General features: G+C 66.4%; 16 protein-coding genes. 12 read left to right on the forward strand and 4 right to left on the reverse strand.

Features of this window, described 5'->3' with window-relative positions; genetic code table 11:
* Positions 1 to 68: 68 nt before the first annotated feature.
* Positions 69 to 605, reverse strand: a complete 537-nt coding sequence (locus JEQ47_RS08770) for a dihydrofolate reductase family protein (RefSeq protein WP_198876034.1) — start codon at positions 603 to 605, stop codon at positions 69 to 71.
* 113 nt (positions 606 to 718) lie between these two features.
* On the opposite strand from JEQ47_RS08770, the gene JEQ47_RS08775 reads away from it, so the two are divergent.
* The gene (locus tag JEQ47_RS08775; protein ID WP_198876035.1) at positions 719 to 1,099 is read left to right on the forward strand and encodes a hypothetical protein; all 381 of its coding nucleotides are present in this window, start codon (positions 719 to 721) and stop codon (positions 1,097 to 1,099) included.
* Here JEQ47_RS08775 and JEQ47_RS08780 read toward each other — a convergent pair.
* Positions 1,096 to 2,535: a sigma-54-dependent transcriptional regulator gene (locus JEQ47_RS08780; RefSeq protein ID WP_236020757.1), complete on the reverse strand. Its 1,440-nt coding sequence runs from the start codon at positions 2,533 to 2,535 to the stop codon at positions 1,096 to 1,098. The two genes, JEQ47_RS08775 and JEQ47_RS08780, sit on opposite strands and share 4 nt — an antisense overlap.
* Before the next feature lie 147 nt (positions 2,536 to 2,682).
* Between JEQ47_RS08780 and JEQ47_RS08785 the strand changes: the two genes are divergently transcribed.
* Positions 2,683 to 3,879, forward strand: coding sequence for an ROK family transcriptional regulator (locus tag JEQ47_RS08785; RefSeq protein WP_198876036.1), 1,197 nt, complete (start codon positions 2,683 to 2,685; stop codon positions 3,877 to 3,879).
* A 99-nt stretch (positions 3,880 to 3,978) separates the two neighbouring features.
* Positions 3,979 to 5,238, forward strand: a complete 1,260-nt coding sequence (locus JEQ47_RS21050) for an EAL domain-containing protein (RefSeq protein WP_198876037.1) — start codon at positions 3,979 to 3,981, stop codon at positions 5,236 to 5,238.
* A 3-nt stretch (positions 5,239 to 5,241) separates the two neighbouring features.
* Here the strand turns inward: JEQ47_RS21050 and JEQ47_RS20650 are convergent, their stop codons facing one another.
* Entirely contained in the window at positions 5,242 to 7,677 is a 2,436-nt protein-coding gene (locus JEQ47_RS20650; protein ID WP_236020759.1) for a methyl-accepting chemotaxis protein, read from the reverse strand.
* Between the two features lie 225 nt (positions 7,678 to 7,902).
* Here JEQ47_RS20650 and JEQ47_RS08800 point away from each other — a divergent pair, with 225 nt between their 5' ends.
* The gene (locus JEQ47_RS08800) at positions 7,903 to 8,769 is read left to right on the forward strand and encodes a TIGR01459 family HAD-type hydrolase (RefSeq protein ID WP_198876038.1); all 867 of its coding nucleotides are present in this window, start codon (positions 7,903 to 7,905) and stop codon (positions 8,767 to 8,769) included.
* Positions 8,770 to 8,773: 4 nt separating this feature from the next.
* Entirely contained in the window at positions 8,774 to 9,748 is a 975-nt protein-coding gene (locus JEQ47_RS08805; protein WP_198876039.1) for a bifunctional riboflavin kinase/FAD synthetase, read from the forward strand.
* Between the two features lies 1 nt (position 9,749).
* Here the strand turns inward: JEQ47_RS08805 and JEQ47_RS08810 are convergent, their stop codons facing one another.
* A complete protein-coding gene (locus tag JEQ47_RS08810; protein WP_198876040.1) occupies positions 9,750 to 10,823 on the reverse strand; it encodes a helix-turn-helix transcriptional regulator in 1,074 nt (357 codons plus the stop codon).
* 219 nt (positions 10,824 to 11,042) lie between these two features.
* Between JEQ47_RS08810 and JEQ47_RS08815 the strand changes: the two genes are divergently transcribed.
* From JEQ47_RS08815 to rsmD, 7 genes are all read left to right on the forward strand, one after another.
* On the forward strand, positions 11,043 to 11,468 hold the full coding sequence (locus tag JEQ47_RS08815) for a hypothetical protein (RefSeq protein WP_198876041.1): 426 nt from the start codon (positions 11,043 to 11,045) through the stop codon (positions 11,466 to 11,468).
* A gap of 1 nt (position 11,469) precedes the next feature.
* Complete coding sequence (locus tag JEQ47_RS08820; protein WP_198876042.1) at positions 11,470 to 12,651, forward strand: glycosyltransferase; 1,182 nt, start codon at positions 11,470 to 11,472, stop codon at positions 12,649 to 12,651.
* A gap of 79 nt (positions 12,652 to 12,730) precedes the next feature.
* Positions 12,731 to 15,673, forward strand: coding sequence for an isoleucine--tRNA ligase (gene ileS, locus JEQ47_RS08825; RefSeq protein ID WP_198876043.1), 2,943 nt, complete (start codon positions 12,731 to 12,733; stop codon positions 15,671 to 15,673).
* 157 nt (positions 15,674 to 15,830) lie between these two features.
* The gene (gene lspA / locus JEQ47_RS08830) at positions 15,831 to 16,403 is read left to right on the forward strand and encodes a signal peptidase II (protein ID WP_198876044.1); all 573 of its coding nucleotides are present in this window, start codon (positions 15,831 to 15,833) and stop codon (positions 16,401 to 16,403) included.
* Between the two features lie 86 nt (positions 16,404 to 16,489).
* A complete protein-coding gene (locus JEQ47_RS08835) occupies positions 16,490 to 17,191 on the forward strand; it encodes a hypothetical protein (RefSeq protein ID WP_198876045.1) in 702 nt (233 codons plus the stop codon).
* A gap of 129 nt (positions 17,192 to 17,320) precedes the next feature.
* The gene (locus JEQ47_RS08840) at positions 17,321 to 19,009 is read left to right on the forward strand and encodes a pseudouridine synthase (protein WP_236020760.1); all 1,689 of its coding nucleotides are present in this window, start codon (positions 17,321 to 17,323) and stop codon (positions 19,007 to 19,009) included.
* Positions 19,010 to 19,012: 3 nt separating this feature from the next.
* On the forward strand, positions 19,013 to 19,573 hold the full coding sequence (rsmD, locus tag JEQ47_RS08845; RefSeq protein WP_198876047.1) for a 16S rRNA (guanine(966)-N(2))-methyltransferase RsmD: 561 nt from the start codon (positions 19,013 to 19,015) through the stop codon (positions 19,571 to 19,573).
* The last annotated feature ends 144 nt before the right edge of the window (positions 19,574 to 19,717 follow it).

Genomic DNA, 19,717 nt, shown 5'->3' on the forward strand with positions numbered 1-19,717 from the left:
GAGTGACGGTCGGTGGGTGTGGGCGCTTCCGATCTGAAGCATCAGCCCAGGACAGGATTCGATCAACGCTAGCGCTTGACGCGGTAGAGCGATTGCACGAGGCCGGATGGGAAGGCCTTGGTGTCCACGTGCTCCAGCATCAGGTCAGCATCGAGCGGCCCGAACAACGAAATGCCTTCGCCGATCAGCACCGGGATGCGGCTGATGACCAGATCCTCGATCAGGCCGGCCCGCAGGAACGACTGGATGACCGAGCCGCCATCGACATAGGCGGCCTTCCAGCCCCGTTCGCCGAGGGTGCGCATGGCCTCTTCAGGCGTGGCCTTCATCACCTCGACCTTGTCGGCGATTTCCTCGGGTATGTCGGCCTGGGTGAGCGACGTGCTCAGCACCACGACTGGCTTGGAATAATACCAGGGCCGCATGTGCTTGATGACCTCATAGGTCCCCCGGCCCATGACGACCCCGTCGACCCGCGCCATATGCGCATTGAACCCATGGTCCTCGCCCAGCGTCGGATAATCGGCCAGCCAGGCGATATCGTCGTTCTTGCGCGCGATGAAGCCATCGAGGCTGGTGCCGATGAAGACGTGGCCGGTGGTCATGGAAAATACTCCTTGCATGGGAGCGATCTGATCGCCGCGCGGCGCGTCAGCTTCTGGCAGCAGCTTGACGCTCCGCACATTGCACCCGATCTGTGGATGAGCAGGGGGCCCCAATGGCAGCAATAGCCGCAATCGTCTTCACCATTCTCATGGCCGGATTGGCGGTCTTCCAATTGGCTCTGGCGCTGGGCGCGCCGCTGGGCCATTTCGCCTGGGGCGGGCAGCATCGTGTCCTGCCGCGCGGCCTGCGCATGGGCAGCCTCGTGGCCATCCCGCTCTATGGGCTGTTCTCGGCCATCATGCTGATGCGCGCGGGGGTGATGGCGGCCTGGCCGGATGCGGGCTGGATAGGCCCGGCGGCCTGGGCAGTGGTCGCTTATATGGGCCTTGGCGTGCTGGTCAACGGCATCTCGCGCAGCCTGCCCGAGCGGTTCACCATGACGCCGCTGGCCGGCATCCTCTTTGCCCTGGCGCTGACAGTCGTGCTCGGTTAACCGGCCGCGACCATTTCCGACCAGCTCTGGCGCTTGCGGTAGATGGTGGACGGACTGATTTCGAGCGCCGCCGCGGCCATCGAAATATTGCCGCCAAAGGTGGCGATCGCGTCCTCGATGATACGCTGCTCCTGCTGCCACATGGGCAGGATGTTGCGGCGGTCGGCGCGCGGGGCCTCCACCGGCACCGAGACCGGGGCAGGGGTCGCGACCCGCGATTCGATATCGGCCGCGTCGATCATGGCGGAGGTGATTTCGCCGCCGTCGAACATGACGACCAGCCGGCGCATCAGGTTCTGCAACTGCCGCACATTGCCCGGCCAGTCCGAGGCGGTCAGATGCTGTGCTGCTTCCTGGGAAATGCCCGAAAAGCTCTTGTGCTCCTCACGCGCATAGCGGGCGAGGAAATGCCGGGTCAGCACCATGATGTCGCTGGGGCGCTGGCGCAGCGGAGGCAGGTGAATAGGCAGGACATGCAGGCGATAGAACAGGTCTTCGCGGAACTGCCGGTCGGCGATCATCTGCATCGGGTTGCGGTTGGTGGCGCAAATGACGCGGACGTCGATCTTGCGCGGCGCCGTCTCGCCCACCCGCGAAATCGTGCCGGTCTGCAGGAAGCGCAGCAGTTTCGATTGCAGCGAGAGATCCATCTCGCCTACTTCATCGAGAAACAGCGTGCCGCCATCGGCCAGCTCTGCGGCGCCCTTGCGGTCCTCGTGAGCGCCGGTAAAGGCGCCGCGCACCACGCCGAACAGTTCGCTTTCCATCAGGTCGCGCGGAATGGCCGCGCAGTTGATGGCCACGAACCGGTTCGCGGCGCGCGGGCCCTTGGCATGCAGCGCCTCGGCGCAGACATCCTTGCCGGTGCCGCTTTCGCCGGTGATGAAGACCGGAGCCGACGAGGTCGCGACGCGCCCGATCTGTTCATAGAGAAACTGCATCGCGCTCGAGGCGCCGACAAAGCCGGCAAAATCGGCGACGACCTGTTCGGGTTCGGCTTCGGCGCCGAGCGAGCGCGGGCGGCCATGGCGCTGCGCCAGTTCACCCAGGCGACCGGCAAGGGTCGCGCCGTTCACCGGCTTGGCGATGTAATCATGGGCTCCGGCGCGCATGGCGCCCAGCGCCGAGCTGACCGAGCCGCTATCGGCCACGGCGAGGATCAGCGCGCCTTCTGCCAATCGCACCAGCCGGTTCATCGCGTCTTCGATGCCAGCAGCGAGGTCGGCAAGGCTGTCGAGATCGGCGATGATGACGTCGAAACGGGTCTTGCGCAGCAGCTCGACGGCGGCACGGCCGTTCTGCGCATGGGTGATTTCGGGCGCGACAAGCAGGGTTTCGCCCAGAATCTTGCCGGTTTGGCGGGCGCAGGCAACATCGGCATCGATCAGCAAGAGCCGACCGCACAGCGCATTGTCGCTACCGCTCGTCATCGTCATTGCGCAGTTTACCCTGGTTTCGTCCGCAGCCGGACCGTTCTTGTCGTTGAGCTGACTGTTGCGGATTAGGGTAAATATTCCGTTCTTGCGCCCGCCGCCGAAACCACGTTTATCTCTCTCGCCATGCGGAATGACCCAGACGAGGATGTGTTCGAGCCGATTGTGCGCGGCATCACCCAGACGGGTGTGCGGCTGGCGAACGAGCGCGCCGTCCTCAGCCTGATCGCCGGTGTGCCCGGCGTGTCCAACGCCGATATCGCGCGGCGTTCGGGCCTGGGGCCGCAGACGACGGCGCGAATCCTGAGCGATCTCGAAACGCGCGATCTCGTCATCCGCGGCGAAGTGCTGCGCGGGCGCCGCGGCCAGCCGGCAACCCCCTATCGGCTCAATCCCGATGGCGCCTGTTCGATCGGCGTAGAGATCGGCTGGCAACATTTCGAAGTGCTGCTGCAGAACATTGCCGGCGAGCCCATTGCCATCACCCGGCGCAGCTATGCCTATCCCGACCCGCGGACGATCTTTGGCGCCATCGCCGCCGATGTCGAGACGCTGCTGGCCGGTCTCTCCCCGGACCGGCGGCGGCGCCTCGCGGGGATCGGAGTGACCTCGCCGGGCCGTTTCGGCCCGCTGCTGGACCAGCTCGGCGCCCCTGACGGCACAGCGGCCGCCTGGGCGACCATCGACATCGCGGCCCGGGTGTCGCGCGAGACCGGCCTTGACGCCATGTGGGTCAATGATGGCAGCGCGACGGCCTGGCGCGAGATCACCGTGCAGCCCATTCCGCGCCCGAAAGGGGTGGCCGTGTTTTTCGTCGGCACCTTCGTGAGCGGCGGCGTCGTGTCGGTTGGCGACCTGCTCGAGGGTCCATACGGCAATGCCGCCGATGTCGGCTCGATCATGGTGCATCAGCGGCCGGACCGGCTCTCCTATCTGCACCTGGTCGGCTCGCTGCATGCTCTGGCGCGGCGCGTGGCCGCGGCCGGCGGTCCGTTGCTGCAGGGGGCGCCCCGCCGCTGGGACTGGGCCGCGATCGAGGCCGAGGTGGCGCCCTGGCTCGACGATGCCGGGCATGCGCTGGCCCAGGCCGTGCTCACCACGACAGCCATGGTCGAGATCGACATCGCCACCATCAATGGCGACCTGCCCGAATCGATCCTCGGACGCCTGCTCGAGAGCACACGCCGCCACCTCGACGCCACGCCGGTGCTGCTGGCGCAGCGGCCGCGTGTGTCCCAGGGCCTGGCCGGCCCCTCGGCGGCCGTATTCGGCGCGGCACAACTGCTGCTGTTCCGGCGTTACTTCTCGCGCGACTGGGACTTATTTGAAGCGGAGCCCGCCAAATAGGGCGGGAGAGAGCGCCCGCGGCGCTTTTGCCGCTGGTGTGAGGGTGCTAAGTAAAATTTGTCGAATCCCGGCGCCGACGACAGAGGATTCAGGTCCCCCGTGCAGGCCATTGTCTATTCACTGATCGCCCTATCCGCAGCCGGCCTCGGCGCGCTGGCCTATTTCGGCCTGACCTTCACCCCCGCCAACGCGATTCTCGTAGCCGTGGTTTTCGCCTGCGCCTGCGTGGTGCTGATGGAACGCGTGCTGCGCCAGCGCGCCGAAAATAGACTCGAACGCGCCATCGAGGATCTGTCGCGCCTGCTCGCCACCGACGCCCAGGCCGGCGCCGTGCTGGGACAGCGCATCAATGCCCTGGCCGACATCAATGCCGGGCAGCGGCTCGAAACCGTCGAGGCCGATATTTCCGTGCTCGGCACGGTGATCCGCCAGGTCGCCGAGGCGGTGGCCGAAGTCGAGGACAAGGTGGCGCGCAACGCGCCCTCGCGCTCCTCGGCCGAACGCGCCGATTCCCGCATGATCGCCGCGCCGCCGCCCCCGCCGGCGCCGGTCATCATCCCGGAAACCGAACCGGTCATTCCGCTTGAAATGTTGCGTCAGGCGCTCGACGAGCACCGCCTCGTCCACCATGTGCAGCCGGTGGTACGCCTGCCGCAGCGCAGGGCCGTGGGCTACGATCTGGTGCCGCGGCTGACGCTGGAAGATGGCGAGCTGGCGGATGGCCCCGACTTCCTGCCGCGCCGGGGCGGCAAGGATGCATTGCGCCTCATCGAAGGCACGGGCGTGGTGGAAGCCATCGCCATCGCCCGCCGCTCGCGCACCGGCGGCCAGCCGGCCATGCTCCACATTCCGCTGACCCGCGCCTCGCTGGGCGACGAAGTGGCGGCCGAGCAGCTCCTCGTGACGCTAGACGCCAACCGCGCCATCGCCGGGGCGCTGACCTTCCTCGTGCCCGAGGCCGACTGGCTGTCGCTGACCACCCAGGAACGGGCGGTGGTCGAGCAGATGGTGCGCAAGGGCGCCGGCTTCTCGATTGCCGCCATTACCTCGCTGCGCGTCGATGTCGCCGACATGGCGGCCATGGGCGTGCGTTCGCTGCGCGTCGATGCCGGCCGCTTCATCGAGCGGCCCGAAGCCTTCACCGATTTCCACGTCACCGACATCGCCAACTACCTGGCGCGGTTCGAGGTGACGCTGCTGGCGACCGGCATCGCCAATGAACGCCAGATCGTCGAGCTGCTCGACAGCGACATCGTCCATGTGCAGGGCGACTACATCGCCGCCGCCGGCCCGGTGCGGTCCGACCTGACCCTGGATTCGAGCCGCACGGTCACCGCGCAGCTCCGTCGCGCCGAATAGCTCTTACCGTCGACCCAGACCGCCCACGGCCCGCTTGAGGCCGTTGAGCAGGCCGCGGGCGCCGGTCTCCGCCGGCTCCTCGACAACAGTGGCCGGCCCGCCCAGGGTAAAGGTGCCGATCACCCGGTCGAGCTCGGCGGCCTGGGCCTCGGTCTGTTCGATGGCGGCATTGGTTTCTTCCACCAGCGCCGCATTGTGCTGGGTCATTTCGTCCAGCGTGCGCACGGCGACATTGACCTCCTCGATCGAGGCGGCCTGTTCGCGGCTGGCCTTGGCCATGCCGGCCAGGAGGGTGGCGTTGGCGCTGATCCCGGCCTGCACCGCCAGTAGCCGCTCGGCCGCTTCCGCCACGAGCTTGCTGCCGCCGGTCACCTCGGTGGCACTCTGCTCGACCAGTGCCTTGACGTCGGCCGAGGCCTGCGCCGCCGATTGCGCCAGGCGCCGCACTTCCACGGCGACCACGGCAAAACCCTTGCCCGCTTCACCGGCCCGCGCGGCTTCCACCGATGCGTTGAGGGCAAGAAGGTTGGTCTGGAAGGCGATATCGTCGATGAGCCCGATGATGTTGGAAATCTTGGCCGAGGACTGGGTGATCCGCTCCATGGCCTCGGTGGCCCTCGACATCACCGCGCCACTGGCTTCCGCTTCGGCCGAAACAGTACGGGCCTTGCCGCTGGCGGTTTCGGCCTGGCCGGCATTCTCGGTGACGGTATTGCGCAGCATTTCCATGGCCGCCGAGGTTTCCTCGATGGTCGCGGCCTGTCGGGTGGTGCGTTCGCTGAGATCGTTGGCACCGGCCAGGATTTCGCCCGTGGCGGTCCGGAGCGAACCCGAGGTGTGCCGCAACTGCACGATCACCTGGCCGAGCTGTTCGGCCACGCCATTGGTGTCGGCCTTGAGGCGCGCGAAGGCGCCCTTGTAGCTGCCATTGACGCGCTGCGAGAGATCGGACCGGGCGAGGGCCGAAAGGACGTCCCCGGTTTCGCCAATGCCGCGTTCCACCGTCGCCAGCAGTTCGTTGACGTTCTCGGCCAGGCGCTTGAGCTCGGGATTGTCGAGCGTGGTGTCGGCCCGCAGCGAGAAGTCGCCATCGATGGCGGCGCCGACGACGCGGTCGATATCCTGCTGCAGCGCCTCGACCTGCTGCACCTGGGCGGCGCGCTCGGCATTCATGCTGTCTTCGGTGGCGCGCAGCTCGGCGATGCGCAGCCCGTTCTGGCGGAACACTTCCACCGCCTCGGCCATGGCGCCCAGTTCGTCCTTGCGCGCAAGGCCCGGCACTTCGGCGTCGAGCTGGTTGCCGGCAATGCCGGTCATGGCCGTGGTCAGGCGGCCGACGGGCCGGGTGATGGTCCGCGCGATCAGCACGCTGCCCAGCGCCGACAGCGCCATCAGCACCGCGCCGATCAGCAACATGGTGTTCCGCAGCATATGCGAGGGCGCGAGGATTTCCTCGACGCTTTCCAGCGCCACCACGGCCCAGTCCGAACCGCCGAATGAAAGGGGATTGGCCACGGCCACTTCCCGGCGGCCGGCATGCTCGATCAGGCCCATGCTGGCAGTGCCGGCCAAGGCACTGGCAATGGCGTCGCCGGCAAAACTGGCGCTGAGCGCGTCATCGCCTTCGGTCTTTGCCGAGTCATTGCGAGCCAGACCATCCTGGCCGACGAGGAAGACGTCGCCGCTCTCGCCCAGGCCCTTGGTGCGCCCCAGCACTTCGCTGATCCGGCCCAGCGGCATCTGGTAGGCGAGCACGCCCGCCTGCAGGCCCTGGTCATAGACCGGCGCGGCGATGAAGCTGGCCGGCGCGTTGCCGCTCGGCCCATAGGGCGCAAAGTCGGTGAGGAACACCTCGCCCGGCTGGCCCGCCATGGCGGATCGCACCACCTTGCCGAGGTCGCTATCGGCCCACTGGCCGCCGCCTTCGGCAAAGCTGGTGCCGAAATCGGCTTCCTTCTGCACCGAATAGACATTGTTGCCCTGGAGGTCGAACAGGAAGACGTCATAGTAGCCGCGCGTCTGGAGGAGACTGCGGAATTCGTCATGCTGCTGGCGGTGGATCTGGTCGTAGACCGAAAGCTTTTCCGACGTGTCGAGCAATAGGCGCTCGCCGGCCGGATGCGGGTTCTGCGCAACGAATGCATCCTGCAGCAGCGCACCGGGATCGCCCTGTCCCTTGAGCGAGTGGAAGGCGCCCGAGAACGAATAGAGCGCCGCCGCCACGTCGCTGCGATTGGCAAAGAGCGTCAGGTCCTGCCGGACCTCGGTGAGATAGGCGTCGAGTGCCGCCGTCGCATTGTCGGCTGCCGCATTGAGGCGCTGCTCGGCCTGCTCGGTGACAACGCGATCGCTGGTGAAATAGGCGGCCAAGCCAAGGCTGGCGCCTGTGGCAAGCGCGATCCCCACCACCATGATCGGCAGGCGGAGCGACAGTTTCATCTGGCTGAACATGGAAGGAGAGTACCCCGTCAGTGGCATTGCGTCCGATATCTGTCGGGCTGCGGCTCCTCCTTCCGCGTCCCGGCTTTGGCCGAACCATAGGAAGCGAGTGGTTAACGAAGCGAGTCTGCCGCCGTCATGGCGGTGTCACAGCAGCTTTTCTCTTGATCCGCGACGGCAAACTGCCACATAGGGTCCAGGCCCCACTTCACGCCAAGGCATGTCATGACGTCGCCCCTGCCCACCATTTCCGGCCTCTCCGATCTGTCCGGCCGCTACGATGCGGTGCTGAGCGATGTCTGGGGCGTCATCCACAATGGCGTCGCCGCCTTTCCCGAGGCCGTCGAGGCGCTGCGCGAATTCCGCAAGGCCGGGGGCAGGGCGGTGCTGATCACCAATGCTCCGCGTCCCTCCGCGCCGATCGTCGCCATGCTCGACCGGCTCGGCGTACCGCGCGACGCCTATGACGCCATCGTCTCCTCGGGCGATGCGACCCGCGCCATGATCGAGAAATATCGCGGCAAGGCCATCCACCATGTCGGCCCGCCGACCGAGGACGACGCGCTTTACGAGGGTCTGGACCTCCGCCGCACCGGCGCCGAAGAGGCCGAAGTGGTGGTCGTGACCGATCTCGACACCGATGACGACACGCCCGAAATGTACCGCGAGCGCGCAAAACTCTGGCTCAGCCGCAAGCTGCCGATGATCTGCGCCAACCCCGATCGCGTGGTCGAGCATGGCGACAAGATCATCTATTGCGGCGGCGCGCTCGGCGATCTCTATTCCGCCATGGGCGGCATGGTGCACATGGCGGGCAAGCCCTATCCGCCGATCTACGAGATGGCCTACGCCATGGCCGAACAGGCGGCCGGCAAGCCGATCGAAAAGTCGCGGGTGCTGGCCATCGGCGACAGCGTGCGCACCGACGCCACCGGCGCTGCCCAGTTCGGCATCGACATCCTTTTCATCACCGGCTCGATCCATGCGGCCGAGCTCGACGCCTTCGGAAAGCCCGACCCGCAGGCCATTGCCGACCTCATCGCCCCCAGCCGCGCCCATGTCGCCGGCTACCTGCCGCGTCTGAGCTGGTAACACCATGACCGACTTCGTCCGCTTGTCCGGCCTGGCTGACCTGCCTTTCAACCTGCGCGGTGCCTTTGTTGCGATCGGCAATTTCGATGGCCTTCATCGTGGCCACCAGACGGTGGTGGCCGCTTTGCTCGAGCGGGCCCGCGCGGCCGGCGTACCGGCGCTGATGCTGACCTTCGAGCCGCACCCGCGCGACGTCTTTGCGCCCGCCCCCTTCATGTTCCGGCTGACGCATGGCGATGCCAAGGCGCGCTTGGCCGAGGCCATGGGGCTCGACGGCATCATCATCCTGCCCTTCGACAAGGCCTTTTCGCAGAACGAGGCCGAGGTTTTCGTCGAGACCATGCTGGTCGAGCAACTGGGCGTGCGCGGCGTCATCGTCGGCTCCGATTTCCACTTCGGGCGCCAGCGCCGGGGGACCCCCGCCTTTCTCCGCGCCGCCGGCGAGCGCCTCGGCTTCGAGGTGGAAACGCTCGACCTGATGGATGAGGGCGAGGAAGTCATTTCCTCTTCCCGCATCCGGGCGGCGCTGTCGGAAGGCGCCGTCACTGCCGCCAACCGGCTCCTGGGCTATCACTGGTTTTTCGACGGTTGCGTGGTGAAGGGCGACCAGCGCGGCCGCGAGCTGGGCTTTCCCACCGCCAATACGCATACGCCCACCGGCTTCCAGCTCGCCCAGGGCGTCTATGCCGTGCGGGCGCGGCTGGGCAACCGGCTGTTCGATGGTGTGGCTGCCCATGGCAAGCCGATGTTCGACAATCAGTTGCCGCCTTTCGAGACGCATCTCTTCGACTTCGACGAAGACATTTACGGCCAGACGCTGGGCGTTGCGCTGATCGGGCATATCAGGGGGCAAGAAGTGTTTTCCGGCCTCGACGAGCTCATCGCCGCCATGGATCGCGATCGCAACAAGGCCCGCGAGATGATCGCCGCCGCCCGGCCGATCAGCGACCTCGACGCGCGCCTGGGCTTTTTCGCCTAGCTCAGCTCTCGACCATCAAGAGGCGGACCAGCTCGGTCTGCCGGCGCACGCCAGTCTTGTCGAAAATGCTGGTCAGTTGCGAGCGGGCCGTGGTGTCCGACACGCCGCGCGCCAGCGCCGCGGCCTTGCGGCTGCCCTTCTCCACCACGGCGATGGCCAGTTCCGCCTCGGCGCGGGTGAGGCCGTAAAGCCGGGTCAGGGTCGCCAGTCTCTGGCGCAGCCTGTGTCCTGGGTCGGCGATCATGACCATGGCGACCGGCCGCTGCGGCACCGGATAGGTCATGTCGGGAGGGAAGGGGACGCATTGCACTGAAAGCGGGCCATCAGGCCCCGTGATCTGCGTGCGGCCGATGCCGTGATCGAGCTGGGAGAGACACCGCGCGATGATCCGGGCGAGGTTCTGCGTGCTCTGCGTGTCGGCGCTGCCGAGCTGCCCGTCGCGGATCTGGAGGCGCCCGTCGCCCAACATGGCCTGGGCCGTCTGATTGCCGTCGATCACCCTTCCGGCGCGGTCCAGCATCAGCGCCGCCTGCCCGGAGAGGTCGAGCGCATCCAGCGTCATCCGATTGGCGAGGCGCAGTTGCGCCAGCCAGCTCCAGCGCTCCACGGCATTGCTGAGATCGGGCGCCAGGGTCCGCACCAGCTCGATCTGATCGGTCGTCACTTCCTCGGCGGTATTGATGACCAGCGTCCCGGCCCAGCCGGTGCTGGTGGCGAGATTGAGCGCCACGGCGTGGTTGAACCGCTGCGGCACGCACCAGAGATTGTAGAAGTCGCTGCGCCGGAAGCCCTCGTTTTCCGGCAGCGTGTCGGTCACCGTGATCGCACCAGGGCCCTGCCGGGCAACCGCCCGCATGATCACGTTCTGCTGGTGGAAGATGTCGTGATAGACCTGCACCTGCCCGAGGTCGGTCCGCGGCGCGAACATTTCGAGCTGACCGCTGCGCTGCCCGCCGCCGAGTGTGGCTTCGGTCGCGCCGATGAGATCGGCCAGCCGCAGCAGAAGTTCGGGCCATGCAGCGTCCGAAACGGCCGTTGCCTGCAACTCACCCCTCAGCCGCTCGTGCAGATCCATGCGAGATTCATGCCGTTAAGCATGACCCCAGTCCTCGAACATTCGTCCGATGTAGCAGGTTTTCGCGCCCCCTAGGTTGAAATGGTCAACAAAAGGTTAAGACCGAACCGCGTGTAACCACGGCCCTGGCCGCGGAGCGGATCGGGGAGAGCCCTCGCAACCACGCCTGCGTTGACCGGCGCCCGCCGCCGAACCCAGTTGTTCAGAAGGTGTTGTACTATGCTCTTTGACAAGAAGCCGGCGTCGCGGCTGCGCCTCTACGGTGCCGTTGCGGCGGTCACCATGGCGGGCCAGATCAGCCCCGTCATGGCCCTCACGCCCAAACTCGAATCCGAGATCCGGTTCCAGATGGAGTGCTTCGCGCTCATCTTCACCGATCCCGATGCGCATGTCGAAATCTGCAATCCGCAGCCCTATTCCAGCTCGACGGGGGTCCCGGTGACCTCGAGGGGCGGCGTGGTCGCGCCGCCGCCACCGCCGCCACCACCGCCCCCTGCGCCCGCACCGCCGACGCCACCGCCACCTCCGCCTCCGCCACCACCACCTCCACCACCGCCACCTCCGCCGGAACCGGAACCTGAGCCGGAGGAATGCCAGCCGCCACAGACACCCAATCCGTGCGGCGGCTGCTACAACCCGGCCTGACATGGGCAAGCGCATCCTGCTCGCCTGGGAAGGTGGGGCAGGCCGCGGCCACGTCATGACCCTCAAGGTCATGGCGGAGGCACTTGGCCCGTCCCACCTCTACGAAGCCGCTCTCTGCCGCATGGACCATGCGGCGGAGATCGCGCCCCTCTGCGAACTGGTCTATCCCTGCGCGGGCCTCTATCTCCATCCCGGCCCGCGAAAGGCCCTGGGTTGGCCGCGCGCCGCCACTTGGTCGGACTTTCTGGGCGACCTGTGCTTCGCCTTTCCCGAGCGGCTGAAGCTCCAGTTCGACTGGTGGCTTGACGTGCTGCGAACGCGCCGGATCGATCTGGTCATCGGCGATTTCGCCCCCGTCAGCCTGCTGGCCGCCCGGGTGCTCGGCATTCCCTCGGTCTGCGTCGGGACCGGCTATTCCGCGCCGCCACCGGGCATGAAGCAGTTTCCCATCCTGCTGACGCAATACACGACCCTCGTGCATGACGAGGCGGCGCTCCTGGCCAATGTCAACGCCCTGCTGTCCGCTGCCGGTACGGCGCCACTCGAATGCTTTGCCGACATCTACGATGCATCGGTGTCGATGCCGCGCACCATAAGGCAGCTCGATCCCTATCACGGGCGGCGCACCGAAGCGCTGCTGCCGCCGCTCAACGAAGCCCTGCCGCGCGCCAGCACCGCCGGCGATGAAGTGTTCCTCTATTTCTCCACCGCCGAGACCGCCTATGCGCCGCTGGTCGACGCGCTTTGCGCCCTCGACCTGCCGGTGCGGGCCTATCTGCCCGGTGTCGACGCCGCCATTGCAGCCCGGCTCGCCGGTTCGGGCGTGATGATCGAACGGGCAGCGGTGCCGGTCGAGCAGATCGCCGCGCGCAGCCGGATGACCCTCAATGCCGGCCAGCATGGCTCGATCTGCATGGCGCTGGGCCTGGGCCTGCCGCAACTGGCCTTCCCGCAACACCTGGAGCAGGAATACCACGCCCGGCGGGCCGCCGATCTCGGGGCGCTCGACATCGTGCCCTACCAGGCCTGGACCGCAGCGCAGATCGTGGATGCCGTCCATGCGCTCTACCACGACACGGCGCGCGGCGCGCTGGCCCGCGACCTTTCGCAGGCGCTTTACCCCGATCTCTTCGGCGATATTCATCGGCTGGTGCGGGCGCGAGTCGCGCCGCTGCTGGGCTGAGCGCGGCAAATCAGCCTTTGCCCCCGCCGCCCTGCCTTGCTAAAAGGCGCGCGAATTCTTCCAAACCGATTGCCGATCCATGAACGACACCGCCAACAGCGCGACCGAAACCGACTATTCGGCCACGCTTTTCCTGCCGGAAACCGAATTCCCCATGCGCGCCGGTCTCCCCGACCGCGAGCCAGGCTGGCTCAAGCGCTGGGAAGACATGGACATTTACGCCCTGCAGCGCGAGCAGGCCAAGGATCGGCCGCTCTTCACCCTGCATGACGGCCCGCCCTATGCCAATGGCAACATCCATATCGGCCACGCGCTCAACAAGACGCTGAAGGACCTGGTCTCCCGGTCCATGCAGATGCTGGGGCACAACTCGGCCTATATCCCCGGCTGGGACTGCCACGGCCTGCCCATCGAATGGAAGATCGAGGAGCAGTACCGCGCCAAGGGCAAGGACAAGAACGAGGTTCCGGTGGTGGAATTCCGCCAGGAATGCCGCAGCTTTGCCGAGCAGTGGGTGGATGTTCAGCGCCAGGAATTCAAGCGCCTCGGCATCCTGGGTGAATGGGACAATCCCTATCTCACCATGAGCTTCGACGCCGAAGCGCAGATCGCGCGCGAGCTGATGAAGGTCTCCATGTCCGGCCAGCTCTATCGCGGGTCCAAGCCCGTAATGTGGTCGGTGGTCGAGCGCACCGCGCTGGCCGAAGCCGAGATCGAATACCAGGACTACGAGAGCGACGCGATCTGGGTGAAGTTCCCGGTGGCATCAGGCCCGGTCGAGACCATGAATGGACTTGTGAACGCCTCAGTCGTCATCTGGACGACTACGCCCTGGACCATCCCAGCTAACCGCGCCATCTCCTTCTCGTCCAAGATCGAGTACGGTCTTTACGAAGTGACCGAGGCGCCAGCCGAGAACTGGGCCAAGGTAGGCGAAAAGTACATCCTGGCCGACAAGCTGGCAGCCGAGGTGTTCGCCAAGGCCAAGGTGACCGGCTTTGAGAAGCGTGCTCCGGTCTCGGCCGAAGAACTGCGCGCGATCACCACTGCCCATCCGCTGCGCGGCTTCGCGGGTGCCTACACGTTCGACGTGCCGCTGCTCGATGGCGAGCACGTGACCGACGACGCCGGTACGGGTTTCGTCCACACCGCGCCTGGCCATGGCCTCGACGACTTCGGCATCTGGATGGAATCGACGCGCCTGCTGAAGGATCGCGGCATCGATCCCGCCATCCCCTATGTGGTGGGCGACGACGGTTTCTACACGCCCGAGGCCCCTGGCCTCGAAGGCGCCCGCGTCATCGACGACAATGGCAAGAAGGGTGACGCCAACCAGCGCGTCATCACGGCTCTGGCCGAGCATGGCAACATCATCGCCCGCGGCCGCGTCAAGCACCAGTACCCGCATTCCTGGCGCTCCAAGAAGCCGGTGATCTTCCGCAATACGCCGCAATGGTTCGTCTATATGGACCGCGATATCGAGGGCGAGGCCGGCGATACGCTGCGCGCCCGCGCGCTCCGCGCCATCGATGCGACGAAGTTCTACCCGGCCGCCGGGCAGAATCGCCTGCGCGCCATGATCGCCGACCGCCCCGACTGGGTGCTGAGCCGCCAGCGCGCCTGGGGCGTGCCGATCACCGTTTTCGTGCACAAGGAAACGGCCGAAATCCTCCGCGACGAGGCGGTCAATCACCGCATCGCCCAGAGTTTCGAGGAAGAAGGCGCCGACGCCTGGTACAAGGACGGGGCAGCCCAGCGCTATCTCGGATCGGACTACGCAGCCTCCGACTACGAGATGGTCAAGGACGTGCTCGACGTGTGGTTCGACAGTGGCTCGACCCATGCCTTCGTGCTGCGCAACAAGCAGAAGTGGCCGCATCTGAAGTTCCCGGCCTCGATGTATCTCGAAGGCTCGGACCAGCATCGCGGCTGGTTCCATTCGTCCTTGCTCGAATCGTGCGCCACCAATGGCCACGCACCCTATGACAGCGTGCTCACCCATGGTTTCACCATGGATGGTGAAGGCAAGAAGATGAGCAAGTCGCTGGGCAATACCGTTGCCCCGCAGGACATCATCAAGCAGTTCGGCGCCGATATCCTTCGCCTCTGGGTGGCCTCGTCCGACTATTCGGAAGACCTGCGCCTCGGCAAGGAAATCATCCAGACCACGGTCGACGCCTATCGCAAGCTCCGCAACACGCTGCGCTGGCTCCTCGGCAACCTTGCCCACTTCAAGGCCGAGGACGTGGTCGATCCCAAGGACATGCCCGAACTCGAACGGTTGATGCTGCATCGACTGGCCCAGCTCGACCAGGGCGTGCGCGCTGCCTACAAGGAATACGACTACCGCAAGGTCGTGACCCTCTTGTCGAACTTCATGAATATCGAGCTCTCGGCATTCTATTTCGACATCCGCAAGGACACGCTCTATTGCGATCCGATCAGCTCGATCAAGCGCCGCTCGGCCCTGACCGTGCTCGATCACCTGTTCAACGCGATCACCGCCTGGCTCGCGCCCATCCTGGTCTTCACCATGGAGGAATGCTGGCTGGAACGTCATCCCGAAGAAGGGTCGTCGGTCCACCTCCGGCTCTTCCCGGAAATCCCGGCCGACTGGATCAACGATGACCTGGCCGCCAAGTGGCAGTTGATCCGCGCGGTGCGCCGCGTGGTCACCGGCGCACTGGAAATCGAGCGTCGCGAAAAGCGCATCGGTTCGTCGCTGGAAGCGGCGCCGCAGGTTTATGTGGCCGATACCCGCTATGTGGTGGCGCTCGAAGGTCAGGACCTGGCCGAAATCGCCATCACCTCGGCCATCTTGGTCAAGCAGAACGAAGGACCGCTCGAGGCCTTCCGGCTCGACGACGTGCCGGGTGTCTCCGTGGTCCCGGCTCTGGCCGAAGGCAAGCGCTGCGCCCGTTCGTGGAAGGTGCTGCCCGAAGTCGGCTCCGATCCGGACTATCCCGACGTCACCCCCCGTGATGCCCAGGCATTGCGCGAGCGCGCTGCCCTTGGCATCTAGATAGCAGTGGCTCCTTCCCGCCCTCCCCCTTGAGGGGAGGGTAGCGCCGCTAGGCCGTAAGGCCGTAGCAGAGCTGGGGAGGGGGTCGGGTGATTGACCGAGGGACCCCCTCCCCAGCCCTCCCCTCAAGGGGGAGGGGGCGCCAACGGAGTTTCCTGTGACAAGCACATCCCATTCCCTGCGCAATCCCTCCATCCTCGCTTCGCTGATGGCGGCGATCATCGCTTTCGGCCTCGATCGGGCGCAGAAGGGCTTTCACATCGCATCCGAATGCGTCGAGATCGGCAAGGCGCTCTGTGTCAGCGTGCCCTATTTCTTCGAGCCCATTGCCATGACCGGCTGGCGTGGCGGCGAGATGATCACCGTGACGCCGTTCTTCGACTATGTGCTGGTCTGGAATACCGGCATTTCCTACGGCCTCTTCGACAGCCTGCCGGTATGGGCGCTGGGCCTGGTCATGCTGGTCGCCATGGTGGCGCTGTCGATCTGGTGGTGGCGCTCCGACGACTTCCTTGTGCGGCTCGGCCTGGCGCTGTGCCTGGGCGGCGCCCTCTCCAATGCCATCGACCGTCTGATCTATGGGGCAGTGGCCGACTTTTTCCACTTCCACTGGGGAACGTGGTCCTTCTACATCTTCAATCTCGCCGACGTCGCCATTACCTTCGGCGTTATCCTGCTCTTCGTCGACCTGCTCGGCTTCAGCCGCCGCAAGCCGAAGAAGTCGGCCTGAGGGCAAAACAATCACCTTGCTGCCAGAATCTGGCCTTAGCCATGGGAATGCGCTATAAGCGCCGCCGATATCGTAAGGGAACTTGGATGCGCATTGCATTGACCGGGCAGATCGCTGCCTTTCAGACCGTCGCCAGGACCGGCCTCGCCGCCCTCGGCCTGATGGCTACCCTGGCGCTGGCTGCCTGCACCACGGTCGAGGGCACCAATGCCATGACCGACCTCGGCACGTTCGAGCGCGAAGTCATGAGCTCGACCGCCCGCGGCATGGGCCTGATCCCGGGCGAGGCGCCCAAGGAAGACCTGACCGTGGCCCGCGCCCCGCTGGTTCTGCCCAAGAGCGATGCCAGCCTGCCGGCACCGACCACCCAGGTGGCCTCGGCACAGTTGCCCGCCAACAGCGACACCGTGCAGATCGATACCACCAATCTCAGCGAGAACGACATCCGCCTGCTGCGCGACGCGCGCGTGGTGGACATGCGCACCCTCGGCGGCCGTCCACTGACGCCCGAGGAAGCGCGCCAGCTCACCGCCCGCATGCAGCAGGCGAACATGTCCGTTACCGCGAACAATGATCGCCCGCTCTACCTGCCGCCGGCCGAGTACTTCACCCGCGTCGGTGACGCGCAGCTCGTCTGCCGCGCCGCCTCGGGCGAGCTGGTGCCGCTGCAGGATGCGCGCTGCCCCGAGGATGTCCGCAAGGCGCTGCGCAGCCAGGCTGCCAGCAGCTCGAGCAGCACCACGCAGAATGCGCGCCTCACCTCCAGCGAGACGAAGCTGAACAACTAATCGGGGTCCATCCCGTTTACCAGAATAGGGCGGCCGGATCGATCCGGCCGCTTTGCTTGTTTTACCGCGCCGCCCGCCGCTGCACTCCCGCAGAAGGCATAAGGGTCCCGCATGTCAGAAAGTGCTCCAATGAGCGACACCCCAAAACAGCCTGAAGCCGACCGCCTCGCCAAGGTCATTGCCCGCGCCGGCCTCTGCTCCCGCCGCGATGCGGAAGGTTGGATTGCCGATGGCCGCGTATCGGTCAACGGCAAGAAGGTTATCACTCCCGCCTTCAACGTCACCAGCAAGGACAAGATCGAGGTCGACGGCCTGCCGCTGGCAGCCCGCCAGGGCACCCGCGTCTGGCTCTACCACAAGCCCGCAGGCCTCGTGGTCACCGAGAAGGACCCCGAAGGCCGCCCGACCATTTTCGAAGAACTGGGCCGCAAGGGTCTGCCGCGCGTCCTGACCGTAGGTCGCCTCGATATCAACACCGAAGGTCTGCTGTTGCTGACCAATGACGGTGGCCTGAAGCGCGTGCTCGAATTGCCCGCCACCGGCTGGCTGCGCCGCTATCGCGTGCGCGCCTTCGGTTCGGTCACCCAGGCCCAGCTCGACAGCCTCAAGCATGGTATCACCGTCGATGGCGTGCAGTATGGCCCGATCACCGCCACGCTCGAACGCGAGCAGGGCAGCAATGTCTGGATGGTGCTCGGCCTGCGCGAAGGCAAGAACCGCGAGGTCAAGAATGTCCTGGGGTCCCTCGGTCTCGAGGTGAACCGCCTGATCCGCATTTCCTATGGTCCCTTCCAACTCGGCGACCTCGCCGAGGGAGCGGTGGAAATGGTCAAGTCGCGCATGCTGCGCGACCAGCTCGGCAAGAAGCTCGCTGAATCCGCCGGCGTCGATTTCGAAAGCGAAGCCCCCGATATGGCGCAGTCGGCGCCGCGTGACAACCGGCCCGTGCGCTCGCCGCGCGACCGCGCGCCACTGCGACCGCGTCCGGCCGGGCGCGATGCCGGCCCGCGCGGCTTTGGCGAAGATCGGCCCATCCGCGCCCGCCGCGTGCATTTCGATGACGATGGAAGGGCGCCCGAGGCCTATGAGCCCAAGGGTCCCGGCCGCCAGCGCCCCGATCGCGACGACCAGCCCGCCCGCAGCTTCGGCAAGCCCGCGGCGCGCCCCGAGCGCGGTGATCGCCCCGAGGGCCGCAGGGATTTCGGCGACCGCCCCAAGCGCGATTTTTCCGATCGTCCGGAGCGCGAATTCGGCGACAAGCCGGCGCGTCCCTTCAGCGATCGCACCGCCCGTGGTCCGCGCCCCCCTGAGCGCGGCGCGCGCCCTGAAGGCCGCTTCGAGGATCGGCCCAAGCGCAGCTTTGGCGACAAGCCGGCACGCGGTGGCTTCTCGGACCGTCCCAAGCGTGACTTCGGCGACCGTCCGAAGCGAGACTTTGCCGATCGTCCCAAGCGCGATTTTGGTGATCGTCCGGCGCGCGGTCAGCGTCCCGAAGGCGGTTTCGAGGGCCGTCCGCAGCGTCGTGACGGCGGCCCGGCCGGCAAATCCTTTGGCGATCGCAAGCCCTATGCCGGCAAGCGCGACGACCGTCCGCAAAGCGGACGCCCCCAGGGCGACCGCGCCGGTCGTCCCCAGGGCGACCGTTCTGGTCGTCCCGCCGGCCGGCCCTTTGGTGATCGTCCCCAGGGTGACCGTTCTGGCCGTCCCCAGGGCAAACCGTTCGCGGGCAAGCCTGGTGGCCGTCCATCCGGTCCCCGTCCCACCGGTGGCCGTCCCGATGGCGGCCGCCCGACCGGCCCGCGCAAGCCGCGCGGCTAGCCCATGCGCATCGTTGCCGGCAAATTCCGGGGCAAGCAGCTCACCTCGCCGTCGGACGACAGCATTCGCCCGACATCGGATCGCGCCCGCGAGTCCATGTTCAACATCCTGGGCTCGCGGCTGGGCCCGGTGCTGACAGGCAAGCGCGTGCTCGATCTCTTTGCCGGTACCGGCGCGCTGGGCCTTGAAGCGCTTTCACGCGGCGCCGACCACGTCACCTTCGTCGATACCGGCGCGGAGGCGCGGGGCATTATCCGCGACCATATCGAGGCCTTCGGCGCCGGCGGCGTTACCAAGCTTCTTCGCCGCGACGCTACGGCGCTGGGCACCCCCGGCACGTTCGGCCAGTTCGATCTGATCTTCCTCGATCCGCCCTACAACAAGGTGCTGGGTGAGAAGGCGCTGGCCGAACTTGCCGCCAATGGCTGGATCGCGCCGGGCGCCACCATTGTCTGGGAGGAGGCCGTCGAAGCGGAGGTGACCATTCCCTCAGGCTTTGAACTCGAAGATACGAGGGAATACGGCGCCGCCGCGGTGCGCTTCCTCGTCTGGCTCGGCGCGTAGACAAATCAGCGCGCCAACCGATCCGTCACCACCCGGCTTGTCCGGGTGGTCCATGTCGCTGCTGATGAATTGCCCGGACAAGCCGGGCAATGACGTTGGCGTGGGCACTGAACCTTCCCGACGCATCCGTGTTCTCCCCTCAAG

Source organism: Devosia sediminis, from assembly GCF_016411825.1.
In the GTDB taxonomy this organism is placed as follows: Bacteria; Pseudomonadota; Alphaproteobacteria; order Rhizobiales; family Devosiaceae; genus Devosia; species Devosia sediminis.